The organism is Nonomuraea antimicrobica (assembly GCF_039536965.1).
In the GTDB taxonomy this organism is placed as follows: domain Bacteria; phylum Actinomycetota; class Actinomycetes; order Streptosporangiales; family Streptosporangiaceae; genus Nonomuraea; species Nonomuraea antimicrobica.
This window is the reverse complement of the sequence record NZ_BAAAZP010000033.1, coordinates 1-17253: the sequence shown is the minus strand read 5'-3', so window position 1 is coordinate 17253 and position 17253 is coordinate 1. Positions and strand designations below refer to the sequence as shown.

General features: G+C 71.6%; 14 protein-coding genes, 2 tRNA genes and 1 pseudogene. 8 read left to right on the top strand and 9 right to left on the bottom strand.

The genetic code is table 11. From position 1 onward, the window contains the following. Positions 1-87 precede the first annotated feature (87 nt). Together ABD844_RS09795 and ABD844_RS09790 are read right to left on the bottom strand one after the other, a co-directional pair. On the bottom strand, positions 88-747 hold the full coding sequence (locus ABD844_RS09795) for a potassium channel family protein (RefSeq protein WP_344875196.1): 660 nt from the start codon (positions 745-747) through the stop codon (positions 88-90). Then, on the bottom strand, positions 747-1412 hold the full coding sequence (locus ABD844_RS09790) for a potassium channel family protein (protein ID WP_344875194.1): 666 nt from the start codon (positions 1410-1412) through the stop codon (positions 747-749). The genes ABD844_RS09795 and ABD844_RS09790 overlap by 1 nt, the downstream gene beginning before the upstream one ends. A gap of 103 nt (positions 1413-1515) precedes the next feature. Here ABD844_RS09790 and ABD844_RS09785 point away from each other — a divergent pair, with 103 nt between their 5' ends. Continuing rightward, positions 1516-3567, top strand: coding sequence for an APC family permease (locus ABD844_RS09785; RefSeq protein ID WP_344875192.1), 2052 nt, complete (start codon positions 1516-1518; stop codon positions 3565-3567). Here ABD844_RS09785 and ABD844_RS09780 read toward each other — a convergent pair. Continuing rightward, positions 3554-5185, bottom strand: coding sequence for an alpha/beta hydrolase (locus ABD844_RS09780; protein ID WP_344875190.1), 1632 nt, complete (start codon positions 5183-5185; stop codon positions 3554-3556). The two genes, ABD844_RS09785 and ABD844_RS09780, sit on opposite strands and share 14 nt — an antisense overlap. Before the next feature lie 67 nt (positions 5186-5252). On the opposite strand from ABD844_RS09780, the gene ABD844_RS09775 reads away from it, so the two are divergent. The 6 genes and pseudogenes from ABD844_RS09775 to ABD844_RS09750 all read left to right on the top strand — a co-directional run bounded on the left by ABD844_RS09775 (position 5253) and on the right by ABD844_RS09750 (position 8813). Beyond that, entirely contained in the window at positions 5253-6503 is a 1251-nt protein-coding gene (locus ABD844_RS09775) for a class I SAM-dependent RNA methyltransferase (RefSeq protein WP_344875188.1), read from the top strand. A gap of 323 nt (positions 6504-6826) precedes the next feature. Further along, positions 6827-6902, top strand: a tRNA-Met gene (locus ABD844_RS09770). A gap of 74 nt (positions 6903-6976) precedes the next feature. Continuing rightward, positions 6977-7065: transfer RNA gene (locus tag ABD844_RS09765), tRNA-Leu, on the top strand. Positions 7066-7180: 115 nt separating this feature from the next. Continuing rightward, positions 7181-7327 (top strand): annotated as a pseudogene (locus tag ABD844_RS09760) (class I SAM-dependent RNA methyltransferase); the annotation flags it as partial. A 209-nt stretch (positions 7328-7536) separates the two neighbouring features. Next, the gene (locus ABD844_RS09755; protein WP_344875186.1) at positions 7537-7674 is read left to right on the top strand and encodes a hypothetical protein; all 138 of its coding nucleotides are present in this window, start codon (positions 7537-7539) and stop codon (positions 7672-7674) included. Then, a complete protein-coding gene (locus ABD844_RS09750) occupies positions 7671-8813 on the top strand; it encodes a methyltransferase domain-containing protein (RefSeq protein ID WP_344875184.1) in 1143 nt (380 codons plus the stop codon). Before ABD844_RS09755 ends, ABD844_RS09750 begins: the two co-directional genes overlap by 4 nt. A gap of 34 nt (positions 8814-8847) precedes the next feature. Here the strand turns inward: ABD844_RS09750 and ABD844_RS09745 are convergent, their stop codons facing one another. Continuing rightward, positions 8848-9162 carry a DUF1330 domain-containing protein gene (locus ABD844_RS09745; RefSeq protein ID WP_344875182.1) on the bottom strand — a complete coding sequence of 105 codons (315 nt, stop codon included), beginning with the start codon at positions 9160-9162 and terminating at the stop codon, positions 8848-8850. 73 nt (positions 9163-9235) lie between these two features. On the opposite strand from ABD844_RS09745, the gene ABD844_RS09740 reads away from it, so the two are divergent. Further along, the gene (locus tag ABD844_RS09740) at positions 9236-9970 is read left to right on the top strand and encodes a TetR/AcrR family transcriptional regulator (protein ID WP_344875180.1); all 735 of its coding nucleotides are present in this window, start codon (positions 9236-9238) and stop codon (positions 9968-9970) included. A 24-nt stretch (positions 9971-9994) separates the two neighbouring features. Here ABD844_RS09740 and mug read toward each other — a convergent pair whose 3' ends face one another. From mug to ABD844_RS09715, 5 genes are all read right to left on the bottom strand, one after another. Next, the gene (mug, locus tag ABD844_RS09735) at positions 9995-10504 is read right to left on the bottom strand and encodes a G/U mismatch-specific DNA glycosylase (RefSeq protein ID WP_344875178.1); all 510 of its coding nucleotides are present in this window, start codon (positions 10502-10504) and stop codon (positions 9995-9997) included. Between the two features lie 10 nt (positions 10505-10514). Then, positions 10515-11915, bottom strand: a complete 1401-nt coding sequence (locus tag ABD844_RS09730) for a sugar porter family MFS transporter (protein WP_344875176.1) — start codon at positions 11913-11915, stop codon at positions 10515-10517. A gap of 77 nt (positions 11916-11992) precedes the next feature. Then, on the bottom strand, positions 11993-14455 hold the full coding sequence (locus ABD844_RS09725) for a polynucleotide kinase-phosphatase (RefSeq protein ID WP_344875174.1): 2463 nt from the start codon (positions 14453-14455) through the stop codon (positions 11993-11995). Then, positions 14439-16028, bottom strand: coding sequence for a 3' terminal RNA ribose 2'-O-methyltransferase Hen1 (locus ABD844_RS09720; protein ID WP_344875172.1), 1590 nt, complete (start codon positions 16026-16028; stop codon positions 14439-14441). Before ABD844_RS09720 ends, ABD844_RS09725 begins: the two co-directional genes overlap by 17 nt. Positions 16029-16115: 87 nt before the next feature. After that, on the bottom strand, positions 16116-17030 hold the full coding sequence (locus tag ABD844_RS09715) for an LLM class F420-dependent oxidoreductase (protein ID WP_344875170.1): 915 nt from the start codon (positions 17028-17030) through the stop codon (positions 16116-16118). Positions 17031-17253 lie beyond the last annotated feature (223 nt).

The window sequence follows — 17253 nt, the reverse complement described above, 5'->3', positions numbered from 1 at the left end:
CCCGGCGCGCCCTCAGCCCTCGACGCCCCCTCAGCCTGCCGCAGAGCGCCCCGCCGGCCCTGGCGCGTCCTCAGGTCAAGGCCGGGCTCAGTGCTGGGAGAGTAGGTGGGCCAGCTCCTGCTCGACCTCCTGGCTGGCCACGAAGAGCAGCTCGTCCCCCGCCTCCAGTGGATCGTCGGCCGTGGGCACCAGGACCCGGCCCTCGCGCAGGATCGCCACCAGCGCCGAGTCCACCGGCCACGGTACGGACCCCGCCCGCTGCCCCACCACCGGCGCGTCGTCGGCCAGCGTGAGCTCCACCAGGTTCGCCTGCCCCTGCCGGAACGTCATGAGCCGGACGAGGTCGCCGACGCTGACCGCCTCCTCCACCAGCGCGCTCAGCAGCCGGGGCGTGGACACGGCGACGTCGACCCCCCACGACTCGTTGAACAGCCACTCGTTGTTGGGGTGGTTGATGCGGGCCACCACGCGGGGCACGCCGTACTCGGTCTTGGCCAGCAGCGAGACCACCAGGTTGACCTTGTCGTCGCCGGAGGAGGCGACGACGACGTGGCAGTTGTTGAGACCGGCCTCGTCGAGGGAGGCGATCTCGCACGCGTCGGCCAGCAGCCACTCGGCGCGGGGCACGCTGTCGATCTTGATGGCCCGGGGGTCCACGTCGATGAGCAGGACCTCGTGGCCGTTCTCCAGGAGCTCGGAAGCGATGGAGCGGCCCACGGCGCCCGCTCCGGCGATGGCGACGCGCATCACTCGTCCTCTTCCGGTGCCGCGGCGAGCACCTTGTTGATCCGGTCCATGTCGTTCTCCGCGGCGATGACGTGCAGCACGTCGCCTTCCTGGACCACGGTGTCGTCGCCGATGGTCACCGCCTCGCCCATCCGGTTGATGAAGGCGGCGCGCGCCTTGGCCCGCGCTTCGAGGTGGGTGACGCGGGTGCCGATCCAGGACTGGTGGACGGTGACCTCGGCCAGGATGACGGTGCCCGTGGGGTCGCGCCAGAGCGGCTCGGCGCCCTCGGGGAGGATGCGGCGCATGATCTGGTCGGCGGTCCAGCGTACGGTCGCCACCGTGGGGATGCCCAGCCGCTGGTAGACCTCGGCGCGGCGGGGGTCGTAGATGCGGGCCACCACGTTGTCGACGCCGAACGTCTCGCGCGCCACCCGCGCGGAGATGATGTTGGAGTTGTCGCCGCTGGAGACCGCCACGAAGGCGGTGGCCGACTCGACGCCGGCCTCGGTGAGCACGTCGCGGTCGAAGCCGATGCCGGTCACCCGACGCCCACGGAACCCGGCGCGCAGCCGCCGGAAGGCCTGCGGGTCGCGGTCGATGATGGCGACGGAATGGCCGCTGTCTTCGAGGATGTGCGCGAGGGTCGACCCGACCCGCCCACAGCCCATGATCACTATATGCATTTCCCCCCGCAGCTTCGCGGTCGGTCGGTGTGCTCGACACCAGTATGGCCCGATCGGGGAGCGCCTCGTTGAGGCCCACCATCGAGGACTAGCATCTCGTTACGTGGCGAAGGTAACGGATCTTGTCAAACGCTTGCTCGTGGGGCGCGCCCTGCGCAGCGGGCAGCTTCACGAGCAACTACTCCCCAAACGGATCGCACTGCCGGTTTTCGCGAGCGACGCACTCTCCTCCGTCGCGTACGCGCCGCAGGAGATTCTCGTCATCCTGTCCCTCGCGGGCGTCTCCTTCTTCTCCTACAGCCCCTGGGTGGCCGCCGCCGTCGTGGTCGTGATGCTCACGGTCGTGGCGTCGTACCGGCAGAACGTGCACGCCTATCCCAGCGGCGGCGGCGACTACGAGGTCGCCACCACCAACCTCGGCAAGAACGCCGGGCTCACCGTGGCCAGCGCCCTCATGGTCGACTACGTGCTGACCGTCGCGGTGTCCGTCGCCAACGGCGTCGACTACGTCGGCGCGACGATCCCGTTCGTGGGCCAGCACAAGCCCGCCGTCGCCATCGCCATCGTCATCCTGCTCACCGTGGTCAACCTGCGCGGCATCCGCGAGTCCGGCGCCGCCTTCGCCATCCCCACGTACGCGTTCATGATCGCCGTACTCGGCCTGGTCGCCTGGGGCGGGTTCCGGCTGCTGGTGCTGGGTGAGGAGATCGCCGCGCCGAGCGCCCAGTTCACGATCGAGCCCGAGCAGACCAACCTCACCGCCTTCGCCGCCGCCTTCCTGGTGCTGCGCGCGTTCTCGTCCGGCTGCGCGGCCCTGACCGGTGTCGAGGCGATCAGCAACGGCGTGCCCGCGTTCAGGAAGCCCAAGAGCAAGAACGCCGCCACCACGCTGCTGCTGATGGGCCTGGTCGCGGTCACGATGTTCAGCGGCATCATCGGGCTCGGCCTGGCCTCCGGGGTGAAGATGGCCGAGCCCTCGGTCGTCGCCCACGACCTGCTCAAGCCGGACGGCACACCCGTCGGCCCCGGCTACTACCAGCAGCCGATCATCTCGCAGGTGGCCGACGCGGTCTTCGGGGGCGGGTCGCTGCCGTTCGTGGTCATCTCGGCGGTGACCGCGCTCATCCTCTTCCTGGCGGCCAACACGGCGTTCAACGGCTTCCCGGTGCTCGGCTCGATCCTGGCGCAGGACCGTTACCTGCCGCGCCAGCTCCACACCCGGGGCGACCGGCTGGCCTTCTCCAACGGCATCATCATCCTGGCGCTGGGCGCCTGCCTGCTGCTGTGGGGGTTCAACGCCGACGTCAGCCGCCTGCTGAACCTGTACATCGTCGGCGTCTTCGTCTCGTTCACGCTCAGCCAGACGGGCATGGTCATCCACTGGACCCGCCACCTGAAGACGGAGACCGACCTCAGGATCCGCCACCAGATGCACCGCTCCCGCGTGATCAACTTCTTCGGCGGGGTCATGACGGGGCTCGTGCTGATCGTCGTACTGCTGACGAAGTTCCTGGTCGGGGCGTGGATCGTGGTGATCGCGATGCCGATCCTGTTCCTCATGATGAAGGGCATCAGGCGGCACTACGACAAGGTGGCGGCCGAGCTGGAGATCACCGAGGACTACGAGCCGGCCATGCTGCCCGCGCGCAACCACGCGATCGTACTCGTCTCGAAGATCCACAAGCCGACCATGCGCGCCCTCGCGTACGCCCGCGCCACCCGCCCGTCCACGCTGGAGGCCGTCACCGTCGGCGTCGAGGGCGAGGAGGCCACCAAGCTGCAGGAGGAGTGGGAGCGCCTGCGCATCCCGGTGCCGCTGAAGATGCTCGACTCCCCCTACCGCGAGATCACGCAGCCCGTCCTCGACTACGTCAAGACGCTGCGCAGGCGCTCGCCGCGCGACGTGGTGACCGTCTTCATCCCCGAGTACGTGGTCGGCCGCTGGTGGGAGCACCTGCTGCACAACCAGAGCGCGCTGCGGCTCAAGGCGCGGCTGCTGTTCAAGCCGGGCGTCATGGTGACCAGCGTGCCCTGGCAGCTCCACTCCTCCGACCGGCTCATGGGCAGGCCGGAGCCGTTCGCGCCGGGCTCTGTGCGCCGGCCGTGGCACCAGACGGTCAAGGACGAGGAAGACGGCCAGATCACGACCAGTTGATCAGGGCCCGCAGCCGCCACGTCTCGTGCCCGCTCCAGCCGGGCGGGGCGGCGACCGCGGCCCAGCCGTCCACGATGTTGGCGCCGTAGCGGTGACCGTGTCCGGGCGGGACGTCGAGCGCGGCCGTCATGTCCACCAGCACCTGCCAGAACGTCACCAGCGGGAACCAGTTCATCTGCGGGTTCACGCCGGGCCCCCGCGCGCCCTCCAGCCACGCCGGCCGGTGGTAGAGCAGCCTCGGTGACCACCACACCACCGGGTCGGTGGAGTTCTGCAGGTAGACCACGCGGGGGTGCGGCCACGGCGCAGGCGGCCGGCCGAGGTCGCCGGGGTCCTGCGCGAACCGGGCCGTCCGGCCCGAGCGGTAGACGGGCCGCCATACAGGGCTGCCGCGCCGGCGGCCGTTGGTGAGCTGCTGCCAGATCCGGTTGGCGTTGGGCGGGCCCACGAACACCGCCCCGTCGGCCCTGGCCACCAGGTCGGACAGGCCGTGGAAAGCCTCCTCCAGCTCGTACGACCCGAGGCTCTCGCCCGACAGCAGCAGCCGCGGCCGCGACCCGGCGGGCAGCCGGGACCACCGCTCGCGCACGGCCTCGAACAGCGCCCGCCCCGACGCCGCCGCCTTGTCCCGGTCGACCATGAACGACACCCAGCTCGGCAGGTACGAGTACTGCAGCGCGACCATGGCGGAGCGCCCGTTGTACATGTACTCCAGCGGGTCGGCGATGTGCGGGTCGACCCAGCCGGTGCCCGTGGTGCCCAGCACGGCCAGCACGGGCCGGCCGAACGCGCCGGTGCGCTCCAGCTCGCGTACCGCCAGCGCCGCCTGGGCCCGCGGGGAGGAGGTGCCGTTGAGCCCGATGTACACCCGGATCGGCTGGGCCGCCGGCCGTCCCGAGAACGCCGACAGCCGGGCCGGCGTCGCGGCGGTGCCGGTGAAGCGGCGCCCCTCCCTGCCCAGCGACTCCCAGGTCACCAGCGAGCCCGGCCCGCCCGACACGTACGCCGAGGTGGGCCGGCTCACGCCAGGATGGGTGCCCTGGTTGGCGACCGAGGAGACGTCGCTCACCCGGGCCACGAACCCGTTGAACAGCACGTCGTTGGCGAACACCGCCACCAGCAGCCCGATGACCAGCGCGCCGACGGCGTGGCCCAGGTAGGTGGGGACGTAGTGGTCGAGCCAGGCGTTGAGCCTGCGGCCCCCGAGGCGTACGAGCCTGGCCGTCAGCAGGGCCAGGCCGAACAGCACGAGCGTCACGGCCAGGATCACCGGCGGGAACCAGGTGATCCGCGTGTCCATCCCCATGAGCGCCCGCAGGTCGCGCTGCCAGTCGAAGCTGTACCACAGCGTCACGACCGCCAGCACGGCGCAACCGGCGAGCATGACCCGCCAGGCGATGCGCCGCCCGCGCTCCGGCGGCCGGTAGGGGATCAGCGCCCGCCCCAGCGCCCCGAGCGAGGCGCCCGCCGCATAGCCGAGTATGCCGGTGACCGCGCCCATCACGCCCTGGTAGAGCCATGGGCGGGGCAGCAGCGACGGCGTCAGCGAGGCGCAGGCGAACAGCGTGGCCAGCAGCGTGCCGCCGAAGCCGAGCCGCCGGCGCACCACCCTCTCCATGGACACTTAGAGTAGTGGGTCAAGTCGAATGCGTGGTCGTCCAGATATGGGCACTAAGGTGTCGAACGTGAAACAGGCATCTCTCGAGCTAACGGTCGGTCCGGTCGCCCACGGCGGCTGGTGTGTGGCGCGCCACGAAGGGCGGGTGGTGTTCGTCCGGCATGCGCTGCCGGGCGAGCGGGTGATCGCCGAGGTCACCGAGGAGACGTCCCGTTTCCTGCGGGCCGACGCCGTGGAGATCCTGGAGCCCTCTCCCGACCGGGTCGTCCCGCCCTGCCCCTACGCCGGGCCGGGGCGCTGCGGCGGCTGCGACTGGCAGCACGCCACCCTGGACGCGCAGCGGCGGCTCAAGGCCCAGGTCGTGGCCGAGCAGTTGAGCCGGCTCGCGGGCATCGAGCGCGAGGTCGTCGTGGAGGAGGTGACGGGGGCCAAAGACGGGCTCGGCTGGCGTACGCGGGTGCAGTTCGCCGCCCTGCCCTCCGGTGAGCTGGGCTTTCGCCGGCACCGTTCGCACGACGTCGAGGTCGTGGACGCCTGCCTGATCGCCCACCCCGAGGTGGAGGCGGTCGGCGCGGAGGGCCACCGGTGGGAGGGGGCCGCCGGGGTCGAGGTCATCGCCTCCTCCGAAGGCGACCGGGCCGTGGTGGTCTCGCCCCGGCCGCGGCGCAGCGTCACCGTGCCCGAACTGGACGCGCCCGCCTCGATCCTGCTCGACCAGGGCAAGGGCCGTACGGTGCCGCGGCGCGGCTCGGGCGTGCTGCACGAGCAGGTGGGCGACCGGGAGTTCCGGGTGGCGGGCAGCGGCTTCTGGCAGGTGCACCCGGGGGCCGCCGAGACGCTGCTCGACGCGGTGCTCGCCTATGCGGCGCCGGAGCCGGGGGAGTGGGCGCTCGACCTCTACTGCGGGGTCGGGCTGTTCGCCGCCGGGCTGGCCGAGGCGGTGGGGCCGGAGGGGGCGGTGTTCGGGCTGGAGTCGGAGGCGGCGGCCGTCCGCGACGCGCGGGCCAACCTGCGCGACCTGCCGCAGGCCCGGGTGGAGCGGGGCCGGGTGGAGGAGGCGCTCGACCGCTTCCAGATCGAGCGGGCCGACATCGTGGTGGTGGACCCGCCGCGCGCCGGGCTGGGGCGCGAGGTGGTGGAGCGGATCGCGTCGCTGGAGGCCCCGCGCATCGTGTACGTCTCCTGCGACCCGGCCACGCTCGCCCGCGACCTGGCCTGGCTGGCGGAACGCGGCTACCCGCTCTCCGACCTGCGCGCCTTCGACGCCTTCCCGATGACCCACCACGTGGAGTGCGTGGCACTGCTGGTCAAGGAGTGAGACGTGGCTCTGACCGGCAGTGGGATAACGGAATGAGTCTCATGTTGTATCAGGGCGTCTCGAGGATTCTCAAGATCATGACGCACCTGTGACGCACGATCATGACCGCGCCCCGTCACCCCCAACCGAGGGGTGACGGGGCGCAGTCGATGGCGAGGGCGTCATCATCGCCGCCCTCGCCGCGGTGATGGGGCTGATGCTGCGACAGAACCAGAAGCCGAAGGAGACGGCGCTCACGAACGCAAGGCACGTCAGGTGTCCAACAGCCTCTCGGCGAAAAGAGGTGGAAGTCACCTCTTCCCTCTGGGATAGTCGAGACGCACGCCTGCATAGCTCAGTTGGTGAGAGCGCCGCACTCATAATGCGGAGGTTTCCCAGGTTCGAGTCCTGGTGCAGGTACGCCGAGAACCTCGCAACGCCCGCCTCTGCTGCAGGACGCTGTGGCACCCGCTTGAGCGGTTCAGCGGCGGGGCGCTCTCGTCGTCTAGTGGCCCAGGACGCGGCCGCAGTAGGGCCTGGCTCCCTGCTGGCTGAAACGCCGGTTCGAATCCGGTCGAGAGCGACGAACGGGGCCGGGTCACCCACGGGTGGCCCGGCCCTCTTTCGTCCGACCTAGCCTTCGGACATCGATACCCGCCATGGTGGGAACGTGAAGCCTGTCTCGATCACGGTGGCCGTTTTCGGTCTCCTGCGACCCGGCCACGCTCGCCCGCGACCTGGCCTGGCTGGCGGAACGCGGCTACCCGCTCTTCGACCTGCGCGCCTTCGACGCCTTCCCGATGACCCACCACGTGGAGTGCGTGGCACTGCTGGTCAAGGAGTGAGACGTGGTCCTGACCGGCAGCGGGCCAACAGCCTGTTTCGGGCTGTCTCATGGTGTCTCTGGGATTCTCGATGTCATGACGCATGCGTGGCGCGAGCCCAGGGAGAGACAGTCGCCTGTCGGCGAAGGCTGGAGCCGGTGCCATTCCTTGCTCGCCTCAGACCGTAGCCATATGGTCACAGCAAGCAACTCGTCGAGACGGAGGCCGGCATGGGCGGTAAGCACAAGGGCGAGGAGCCCCGCCTGAAGCCGTTCGCTCCCCCAGAGCAGAAGAAGAGCCAGGGCGACGGAGACGGCGGCGGGGGCAAGCGCGGCGGTGGTGACGGGGACAGGAAGGACGGTAAGTGATCCTCGGCCTGAACGCGCGCATCGATGGCCTGATCGACGTCGTCGGCGAGCGTCGCCCGGTCAGCGGAGCCATCGAGCAGGCGCTGCGGGCCGTGCCCCGGCATCGGTTCGTGCCCCTCGCCGGGGTCGCTCTCACCGAGAGCGGCCCACGGCTCATCGACCAGGACGCCGACCCGGACACCTGGTGGGCCACCGTGTACGGACCCGACGCCATCGTGACGCAGCTAGACCAGGGCGCGACTGACATCCACGAGGTGGACGGGCGCTACACCTCCTCCAGCTCCGCCCCGGGAACCGTCGTCGACCTGCTCACCCTGCTCGGTCCTGAGCCGGGTGACCGGGTGCTGGAGATCGGCACGGGGACGGGCTGGACCGCCGCGCTGCTGTCCCACCTGGTCGGTGACGCGGCCCTGGTGACGTCGATCGAGGTCGATCGGGCGGTTGCCGAGCAGGCGGGGAAGTCGCTGGCCTCGTCCGGCGTGCAGCCGCGCCTGATCGTCGGCGACGGGGCGGACGGATGGGCCGGGGAAGCGCCGTACGACCGGGTGCACGTCACCTGCGCCGTCCACACGGTGCCGTACGCGTGGGTCGAGCAGACCCGGCCGGGGGGCGTGATCGTGGCGCCGTTCTCGCCGGGCTTCGACGTCGACCTGTCCGTGCGGCTCGTGGTCCTGCCGGACGGGGTCGCCGTCGGCCGGTTCCCGGGCCGCACGTCGTACATGATGATGCGCTCGCAGGACGGGTCCGCTGTCTCAGAGGACGACGGCAGCGGCCGGTGGTCCACGACCCCGGTGGATCCGCGTACGATCGCGCACGCGCCGGCGGGGGCGGGGCTGGCCATGTCGGCTCTCACCGGCCTGCACGTCCGCGAGAGCGACGAGGGTGACCGCTTCGTGCTCTACGTCGTCGACCCCGCCGACCCGGCCCACTGGGCGGCGGCAGTTCACGACCCGGACGGTGACCATCTCGCGTACCAGCTCGGCGGTCGTCGCGTGTGGGATGAGATCACCGACGCCTACGCCCAGTGGGTGTCGTGGGGTGAGCCGGGCGCGGAGCGGTTCGGCATGACCGTCGCGCGGGACGGCCGGCGGATCTGGCTGGACACTCCGGAGCGTGCGCTGGGCCCTGTCGGGGCCTGATCCTGCGAACTTCGGCGGCGGGGGAGTTCACGGTCTAGGAGGGAAGGGTGAAGCCCTCGGGCGGCGTGCCCTCGGCGAAGAGCATGCGCACCCGGGCCGCGTCCTTCCGTATCTCGCGGGCCCGGCGGTACTCGGGGGAGTCGTACCACTCCCTGGCCCGGTCCAGGTCGGGGAACTCGATGATGAGCAGCCGGGAGAAGTCCCAGGCGCCCTCGACCGCGTCGGACGTGGGGCCTGCCACGAGGTAACGCCCGCCGTGGCTGAGGATGGACTGCTGGGCCGGGGCGGCGTAGGCAAGAGCGGTCTCGTGGTCGAGCACGTCGACCCCGACGATGACGTAAGCGGGCACGGCTGTCTCCTTAGGACACGGTGTGTACTTTTGTCACGCCGAAACCTAATGTACTGCTGTAACCTAGGTCAACGTGAGCGAGAACGAGGGCGAACGCGTCGTGGCGACGGCCAGCCGCAGGGAGCGCCTGCGGGCGGAGGCGACCCGTGAGATCAAGGCCATCGCGCTGCGGCAGATGGCCGACGGCGGGCCGGGGGCGATCTCCCTGCGCGGCATCGCCCGAGAGATGGGGATGACCGCCCGCGCGATCTACAGCTACTTCCCCACCCGGGACGACCTGGTCACGACGCTGATCAGCGAGATCGGCGCCTCGATCTCCGAGGCGGTGGAGAGCGCCTGCGCCGCCGTGCCCGGCACCGACCCCGGCGGCCGGCTGATCGCCTGGGGGCTGGCCCTGCGGGAGTGGGCGCTGGCTCACCCGGAGAGCTTCCGGCTCTTCTACGGCCACCCCGTCCCCGGCTACCAACCCCCCGAGGACGGCCCGGTCGACCAGGCGGCCCGCCGGGTGTGCCACGGCCTGACCCGTCTGGTGGCCGCCGTGTGGTCACCGGCCCGCCACCGGCAGCCCGAGGACCCCTCCTGGTCCGACCTGCACCCCGACTACGCCGCCAAGATCCAGGCAGAGCTTCCCGACGTGCCGCCCGCCGCGGCGGCCATGGCGCTGCGCGTCTGGGGCCGGATGCACGGCCTGGTGGCACTGGAGATCGACGGCCACATCAGTCCCGTCGCGGGCAACCCCGCCGCGCTGCACCGCGCCGAGCTGCTCGACCTGGTCAGATCGCTGGGGCCGACCCACACCGGCCGTTGATCGGGCCTCGGCCTGGGACGGGGTTCACCGCCGGTGCCCGTCGAGGGAGGCGCGCAGGCGGCCGAGTTCGGCGGCGATGGTGGGCAGGGTCCAGTGGGCGTTCAGGCCGCTGGGGTTGGGCAGCACCCACACCCGGGCCCCGCCGACGGGCTCGGCCTGCGGCCCGATGCGGGCCTTGGGCCGGGCGAAGGCCGTCCGGTACGCCGAGACGCCCAGCACCGCCAGTACCCGCGGAGCGACCCCGGCCACCCTCTCCGCCAGCGCGGCACCGCCCGCCGCCAGCTCCTCCCGGGTCAGCTCCGCGGCCTTGGCGCTGGCCCTGGGCACGATGTTGGTGATGCCCAGCCCGTACGAGGGCAGCAGGTGCTGCTCGGCCGGCGCCAGCAGGCGGGGCGTGAACCCGGACAGGTGCAGCGCCGGCCAGAACCGGTTGCCAGGCCGGGCGAAGTGGTGGCCGGTGGCCTCGGACATGAGGCCGGGGTTGATGCCGCAGAACAGCACGTCGAGCGAGGGACCGAGGACGTCGTCGAGCACGTGCCGGAGACTAGCCCATGTCTTCGAGTTTGCGCCCCTTGGTCTCCTTGACCCGCGTGGCCACGAAGAGGAACGACAGGAGCGCGAACATGGTGTAGACGGCGTACGTGATCGGCAGGTTCCACTCCGCCATGGCCGGGAAGGACACGGTGACCGCCCAGTTGGCCAGCCACTGGGCACCCGCCGAGACGCCCAGGGCGGCGGCGCGGAGGCGGTTGGGGAACATCTCGCCGAGCAGCACCCAGACCACCACCCCCCACGACAGCGCGAAGAACAGCACGAACGCGTTGGCCGCGACGAGCGCGATCGCACCCTGCGGGTCGGGCAGGGAGACCTCCCTGCCCTCGCCCACGGCGAAGCTGAACGCCCACGCCGCCGTGGCCAGCGAGATCGCCATCCCGGCCGAGCCGACCAGGAGCAGCGGCCGGCGCCCGATCCGGTCCACCAGCGAGATCGCGATGAACGTGCCGACGATGTTGATGATCGAGCTGGAGAAGCTGATCAGCAGGGAGTCGCTCTGGTTGATGCCGACCGACTGCCACAACACGGACGAGTAGTAGAAGATCACGTTGATGCCCACGAGCTGCTGGAAGACTGAGAGCAGGATGCCGATCCACACGATCGGCAGCAGCCCCAGCGCCGGCCCGCGCAGGTCCTTCAGCCCCGGTACGCGCTCGGTGCGCAGCACGCGCTGGATCTCCGCGATGCGGTCGTCGAGATCGACGTCGTCGGCCTCGATCTCGGCCAGCACCTCGCGGGCCCGCCGCGTCCGCCCCGACATGATCAGGTAGCGCGGTGACTCGGGGATGCTCAGGGCGAAGAACAGGAACACCCCGGCCGGTACGACGCACGCGCCCAGCATCCACTGCCACGCCTGCAACCCCCACAGGGGGTTGTTGACGTCACCGCCGGCCAGCCGCGCGAACACGTAGTTGACGAGCTGCGAGACCGCGATCCCGAGCACGATCGCGAGCTGCTGGAACGACCCCAGCCGCCCCCGGTAGGCGGGCGGGGACACCTCGGCGATGTACGCGGGCCCGAGCACCGACGCCATCCCGATCGCGAAGCCCGCGACCACCCGCCACAGCCCCAGGTCCCAGATCGCGAACGGCACCATCTGCCCGATCGAGCTGACCGCGAACAGCAGCGCCGCCACCTGCATCGACCGCGTACGCCCCCACCGGTCGGCCAGCCCGCCGCCCGCCCACGCGCCCACGGCGGAGCCCAGCAGCGCGATCGCCACCACGAACCCGGTCTCGAAGGACCCCACCTGGAAGTACCGCTGGATCCCGACCACGGCGCCGTTGATGACCGAGCTGTCGTACCCGAACAGGAACCCGCCGACCGCGGCGGCCGCCGTGATGAACACCACGTGACCCAGCGGCTCATGCCGGGTGTATTGAGTGGCCATTCAGGTCCTTCCCCCTATGATCGGGAACTACCCAAAGATCACTCACGTATGCCCAGCTAGAAGGCCCGCAGAGCCGGTCAGAGGCGAGGGTCGACCGGCTCCGACTCCAGCGCCAGCACGGCGAAGACCGGCTCGTGCACCCGCCAGGCCGCCTCGCCGTCCGCCAGCCGCGACAGCGCCTCCAGGCCGAGAACGTATTCCCGCAGCGCCAGCGAGCGCTTCTTGCCGAGGAAGCGCCGGCGCAGCACGTCGAGCGACTCGGTGTAGTCGGGGCCGTAGATGATGCGCAGGTATTCGCGCCCGCGCACCTTGACCCCCGGCTGCACCCGGCCCGGCGTGTACGCGGCGGGCTTGACCACCATGCCCTCGCCCCCATCGGCCGTCATCGACTCCCACCAGGCCGTCGCCTCGGCCCTGGACCCGGGGGAGTCGAGCGTGACGAAGCGGTGCCGGGTCGGCGTGATCAGCGGCGAGTCGAGCCGGGCCAGCATCTCCAGGTGCCAGGCGTGCGGCTCCAGCGCCGTGGCCCGCCCCTCGCAGGCCAGGATCTGGAACGGCGCCACCCGGATGCCGTCGAGCCCGTGGACCGGCCAGCAGTAACGCGCGTACGCGTCGCGGAAGAGGACGGCGTTGCCGGCGCGGCGGCGGGTGCGGTCGAGCAGGGCGGCCACGTCCAGGCCGCGCCCGGCCGCCGCCTCCAGGGCCGAGACCGCCTCGGGCAGCGCGGCGCGGGCGGCCGCCCCGACGGAGGCGTACTGCGACCTGATCAGCTCGCCGGCCTTCGCCGACCAGGGCAGCAGCTCGCAGTCGAGCACCACCCAGTCGGAGCCCAGCTCGGCCCAGAGCGGCTCGCAGGCCTCGCGCAGCCGGTCGACGAGCGCCGTGGTGTCGGCGAAGAACGGCCGCCCGGTGCGCGTGTAGAGCGCGCCCGCGCTGCCGTCGGCCACCCCGAACCTGGCCGCGGCCACCTCCGGGGTCCGGCACAGCACGGCCACGGCCCGCGAGCCCATGTGCTTCTCCTCGCACACGACCTCGCGCACCCCGGCCGCGGCGAACTCCTCGAACGCCTCGTGCGGGTGCTCCAGATGGCCGTCGAGCGTGGAGGTCTCCGGCGGGGCCATGGTCGGCGGCAGGTACACCAGCCAGCGCGGGTCGACCGCGAACCGGCTCATGACCTCCAGCGCGGCGGCGGCGTTCTGGTCGACGACCTTGACCCGGCTGCCGAACCTGGTCTCGACGTGCCGGGTGCCGATCACGTCGGTGATGTCGAGCATGCCAGGATCGCGGCCGGCTCCGGCGGACAGCGGCTTGGCCGGTTCGTACCAGACCTTCTCCGCCGGTACCTGGACGATCTGCCGCTCCGGGTAGCGCAGCGCGGTCAGGTGACCGCCGAACACGGCGCCGGTGTCGAGGCAGATCGTGTTGTTGACCCATTCGGGCCGCACGGTCGGGGTGTGGCCGTAGACGACCATGGCCCGGCCGCGGTATTCGTCGGCCCATGGGTAGCGGACCGGCAGGCCGTACTCGTCGGTCTCGCCCGTCGTGTCGCCGTACAGGGCGAACGCGCGTACCCGGCCGGAGGAACGGCCGTGGTAAGCCTCCTTGAGTCCCGCGTGCGCGACGACCAGCCTGCCGCCGTCGAGGCGGTAGTGGCTGAGCAGGCCGGTCATGAACGCCGTGGCCCGCTCCACGAACTCGGGCGGCTGCGCGGCGAGCTGGTCGAGCGACTCCCGCAGGCCGTGCGCCACCTTGACCTTGCGGCCGTTGAGCGCGCGGACCAGCTTCTGCTCGTGGTTGCCGGCCACGCAGACCGCGGTGCCCGCCTCGACCATGTCCATGACCAGGCGCAGCACGCCGGGCGTGTCGGGGCCGCGGTCGACCAGGTCGCCGACGAACACCGCGGTGCGGCCCTCCGGGTGGCGCAGCCCTCGCCAGCCCAGCTCGCCCAGCAGCGTCTCCAGCTCGGAGCGGCAGCCGTGCACGTCGCCGATGATGTCGAACGGGCCGGTCAGCTCGGTCTTGTCGGACCACGCCCGCTCGTAGGCGATCTCGGCGGCGTCGATCTCCTCCAGGCCGCGCAGCACGTGCACCCGCCTGAACCCGTCGCCCGAGATCTTGCCCAGCGAGCGGCGCAGGTCCTTGCGCTGCCGGATCACCACGCCGGGCCCGAAGTCGCGGTCGGGCCGGACGGAGTTGCGCTCGATCGCCACCTCCTCCGGCACGTCGAGGACGATCGCGTCGGCCAGCACGTCGTGCCGCTTCGCCAGGTCGAGGAGGCCGCGGCGGGCGGCGTACTGGACGTTGGTGGCGTCGACGACGGTGAACAGGCCCCTGGCCAGGCGTACGCCGACGATGTGGTGCAGCAGGTCGAAGGCGGCCGGGGTGGCGGACTGGTCGTTCTCGTCGTCGGAGACCACGCCGCGGCAGAAGTCGGAGGAGATGACCTGGGTGGGCTTGAAGTGCTTGCCGGCGAACGTGGACTTGCCGCTGCCGGACACGCCGACGAGCACCACGAGCGACAGCTCAGGAACGCTGATCACGGGTGAAGACTCCCATCTGCGTGGGCGGGCCGACCTCGGGGTCGTCGTCGCCGACCGGCTCGAAGGCGACCTGGTAGCCGTACCGGCCGGCCACGCGGGTGGCCCAGGCGGCGAACTCGGCGCGGGTCCACTCGAAGCGGTGGTCGGGGTGGCGCAGCCCGGTCAGGAACTCGTAGCGGACGTTGTGCTCGATGTTGGGGGTGGTGACGAGCACGTGGCGGGGCTGGGCGCGGCCGAACACGACGTGTTCGAGCGCGGCCAGGCGGGGTGGGTCGACGTGCTCGACCACCTCCATGAGGATGGCGGCGTCGTAGCCGGACAGCCGCCTGTCGGCGTACGTCAGCGCGCCCTGGAACAACGTGAGCCTGGCCCGCACGGCGTCGGGCATCCGGTCGAGGCGCAGCTTGCGGGCGGCGATGGTGAGGGCCATCGGCGAGACGTCCATGCCGCCGACCCTGGTGAAGCGGGGCCTGGCCAGCAGCGCGCCGACCAGCTCGCCCCGGCCGCAGCCGAGGTCGATCACGCTGGCCGCGCCCAGCTCCGCCAGCTTCGCCAGCACCGCCTCCCGCCGCCTGACACTGAGCGACCCCGCCTTCGCCCCCGAGCCGCGCCCGGCCTCTGCGCCGTGCCCGGCCGCTGCGTTCTGTCCGGCCTCTGCGCCGTGCCCGGCCTGCGCGCTCTGCCCGTCCGCCGAGCCGGGCTCGGGCTCCTGGCCGGGCGCGGCCTCCGGGGTGTCGCCCTGGGCCTCGGCCTCCGCGGCGGGGGCCTCGTCGGCGGCGGTCACCTCGGCGGGCGCCTCCTCCTCGACCGCGGGCTCCAGCTCCTCCTCGGTCTCGTCGCCCAGCTCCGCCAGCCTGGCCAGCGCGGTGCGGGCCAGCGCCCAGCGCCGCCCCAGGTAGCGCCGGGTGATCAGGCCGCGCTCCGGATGGCCGCCGAGCCAGCCCGCGCCCGCCCTGATCAGCTTGTCGACCTCGTCGGGGGCGATCCAGTAGTGCTTGCCGTCGTCGAGCACCGGCAGCAGGACGTACAGGTGGTTGAGTGCCTCGGACAGGCGGGTGGTGCCACGCAGGGTGAGCCCGACATATCGCGACTCACCCCACTCGGGGATGCCCTCGTCCAGCGGCAACGGGCGCGCGTCCACCTCCCAGCCGAGCGGCTCGAACAGTTGCCGCGCCAGCTCGGGCCCGCCCCGGCAGGGCAGCGCGGGCAGGCGCAGCTCCAGCGGCAGCGGCGTGCCGGGCAGCTCGGGCCGGGCCGTGCAGCGGCCCGCCCGCGCCGTGCGGAACACGTCGGCCAGCGCCACGGCCAGCAGGGACGAGGCCGCGTAGGGGCGGTCGTTGACGTACTGCGACAGGCTGAAGTCGGGCGAGCCCTTGCCACGTGACCTGACCAGGGCGATCGGGTCGACCTCGAGCATGAGCGCCACCGTGCAGCGCTCGTCGCCGGCCTCCGGATAGAACACCGTGGCCGTGCCGAACGACTGGCCGAACTCCTGCACCCTGCCGGGATGCTTGTGCAGGAGAAAGCCCAGGTCGGTGGCGGGTCTCGCGGTGTTCGTGATCGTCAGCAGCACGCCCCAAGTCTGCCGCAGGCGTGCGAGGCGCCGCCATCCGATTACCGGATGTACGCCGACATGGATGGATAGCCGATGGACGGCGGCTTACACGTGCGGGAGCACCTCGGCGGCGATCAGCTCCAGGTGCTCCAGGTCGTGGAGGTCGATGATCTGCAGGTAGAACCGCTCGGCCCCCAGCTCGGCGTACTTCCCGATCTTCTCCAGCACCTCGGCCGGGGTGCCCGCCAGTCCGCTCTCGCGCAGCGTGTCGGCGTTCTCCCCGATGGCCGCCGCGCGCCGCTCGACCTCCGCCCGGTCCGCCCCGACCACCGTGGTCTGCGCCACCGACATCAGTACGGACCGCCCGGTCACCTCGCAGGCCGCCCGCACCCGCGCGAACGCCTCTCCGGTGTCGGCCGGGCTGTGGAACGGCACGTTGTACTCATCGGCGTACGTCGCCGCCAGCCGCGGCGTGCGCTTGACCCCGAAGCCACCGATGATCAACGGCGGCCGCGGCCGCTGGACCGGCTTGGGCAGCGCGGGGGAGTCGGCCAACCGGTAGTAGCGGCCTTCGAAGGAGTAGCCCTTCTCCGCGGTCCACAAACCCGTGACGATCTCGAGCTGCTCCTCGAACCGGCCGAACCGCTCGCCCGTGGGCGGGAACGGGATGCCGTACGCCGAGTGCTCACTGTCGTACCAGCCGGTGCCGAACCCCAGCTCAACGCGTCCGCCGCTCATCTGGTCAACCTGCGCCACGCTGATCGCCAGCGGGCCGGGCAGCCGGAACGTGGCCGGCGACACCAATGTCCCCAGCCGGATCCTGGACGTCTCCCTGGCCAGGCCGGCAAGTGTGATCCACGCGTCGGTCGAGCCCGGGCCCGGGTCGCCGGGGGTGATGCGCTGGTAGTGGTCGGACCGGAAGAACGCGTCGAAGCCCAGCCGTTCGGTGGCCTGGGCCACGGAGAGCAGGTCGTCATAGGTGGCGCCCTGCTGGGGCTCGGTGAAGATCCGCAGCTTCATGACCACATTATCCGCACACAACGGACGCGAACCGGAAAAGGCCCGCGCCACACCGTTCGCGCTTGCTAGCGTTCACCCCGCTAGTGCCGTACGTAGTCGATCGACCACATGGGGTGGCCCATGCCTCGGCGCAGGAGGGAGCCCGGAATGCTCCCACGCCCTCTCGCCGTTCTCTCGGCGCTCGCCCTCGCCGCGGGGACCGCCGTCGCGATCCGCCTGCTGC

Coding starts and splice junctions, on each gene's coding strand:
- ABD844_RS09795 (WP_344875196.1), bottom strand. CDS start 747: ATGCGCGTCGCCATCGCCGGAGCGGGCGCCGTGGGCCGCTCCATCGCT.
- ABD844_RS09790 (WP_344875194.1), bottom strand. CDS start 1,412: ATGCATATAGTGATCATGGGCTGTGGGCGGGTCGGGTCGACCCTCGCG.
- ABD844_RS09780 (WP_344875190.1), bottom strand. CDS start 5,185: ATGGAGAGGGTGGTGCGCCGGCGGCTCGGCTTCGGCGGCACGCTGCTG.
- ABD844_RS09755 (WP_344875186.1), top strand. CDS start 7,537: ATGGGCGGTAAGCACAAGGGCGAGGAGCCCCGCCTGAAGCCGTTCGCT.
- ABD844_RS09730 (WP_344875176.1), bottom strand. CDS start 11,915: ATGGCCACTCAATACACCCGGCATGAGCCGCTGGGTCACGTGGTGTTC.
- ABD844_RS09715 (WP_344875170.1), bottom strand. CDS start 17,030: ATGAAGCTGCGGATCTTCACCGAGCCCCAGCAGGGCGCCACCTATGAC.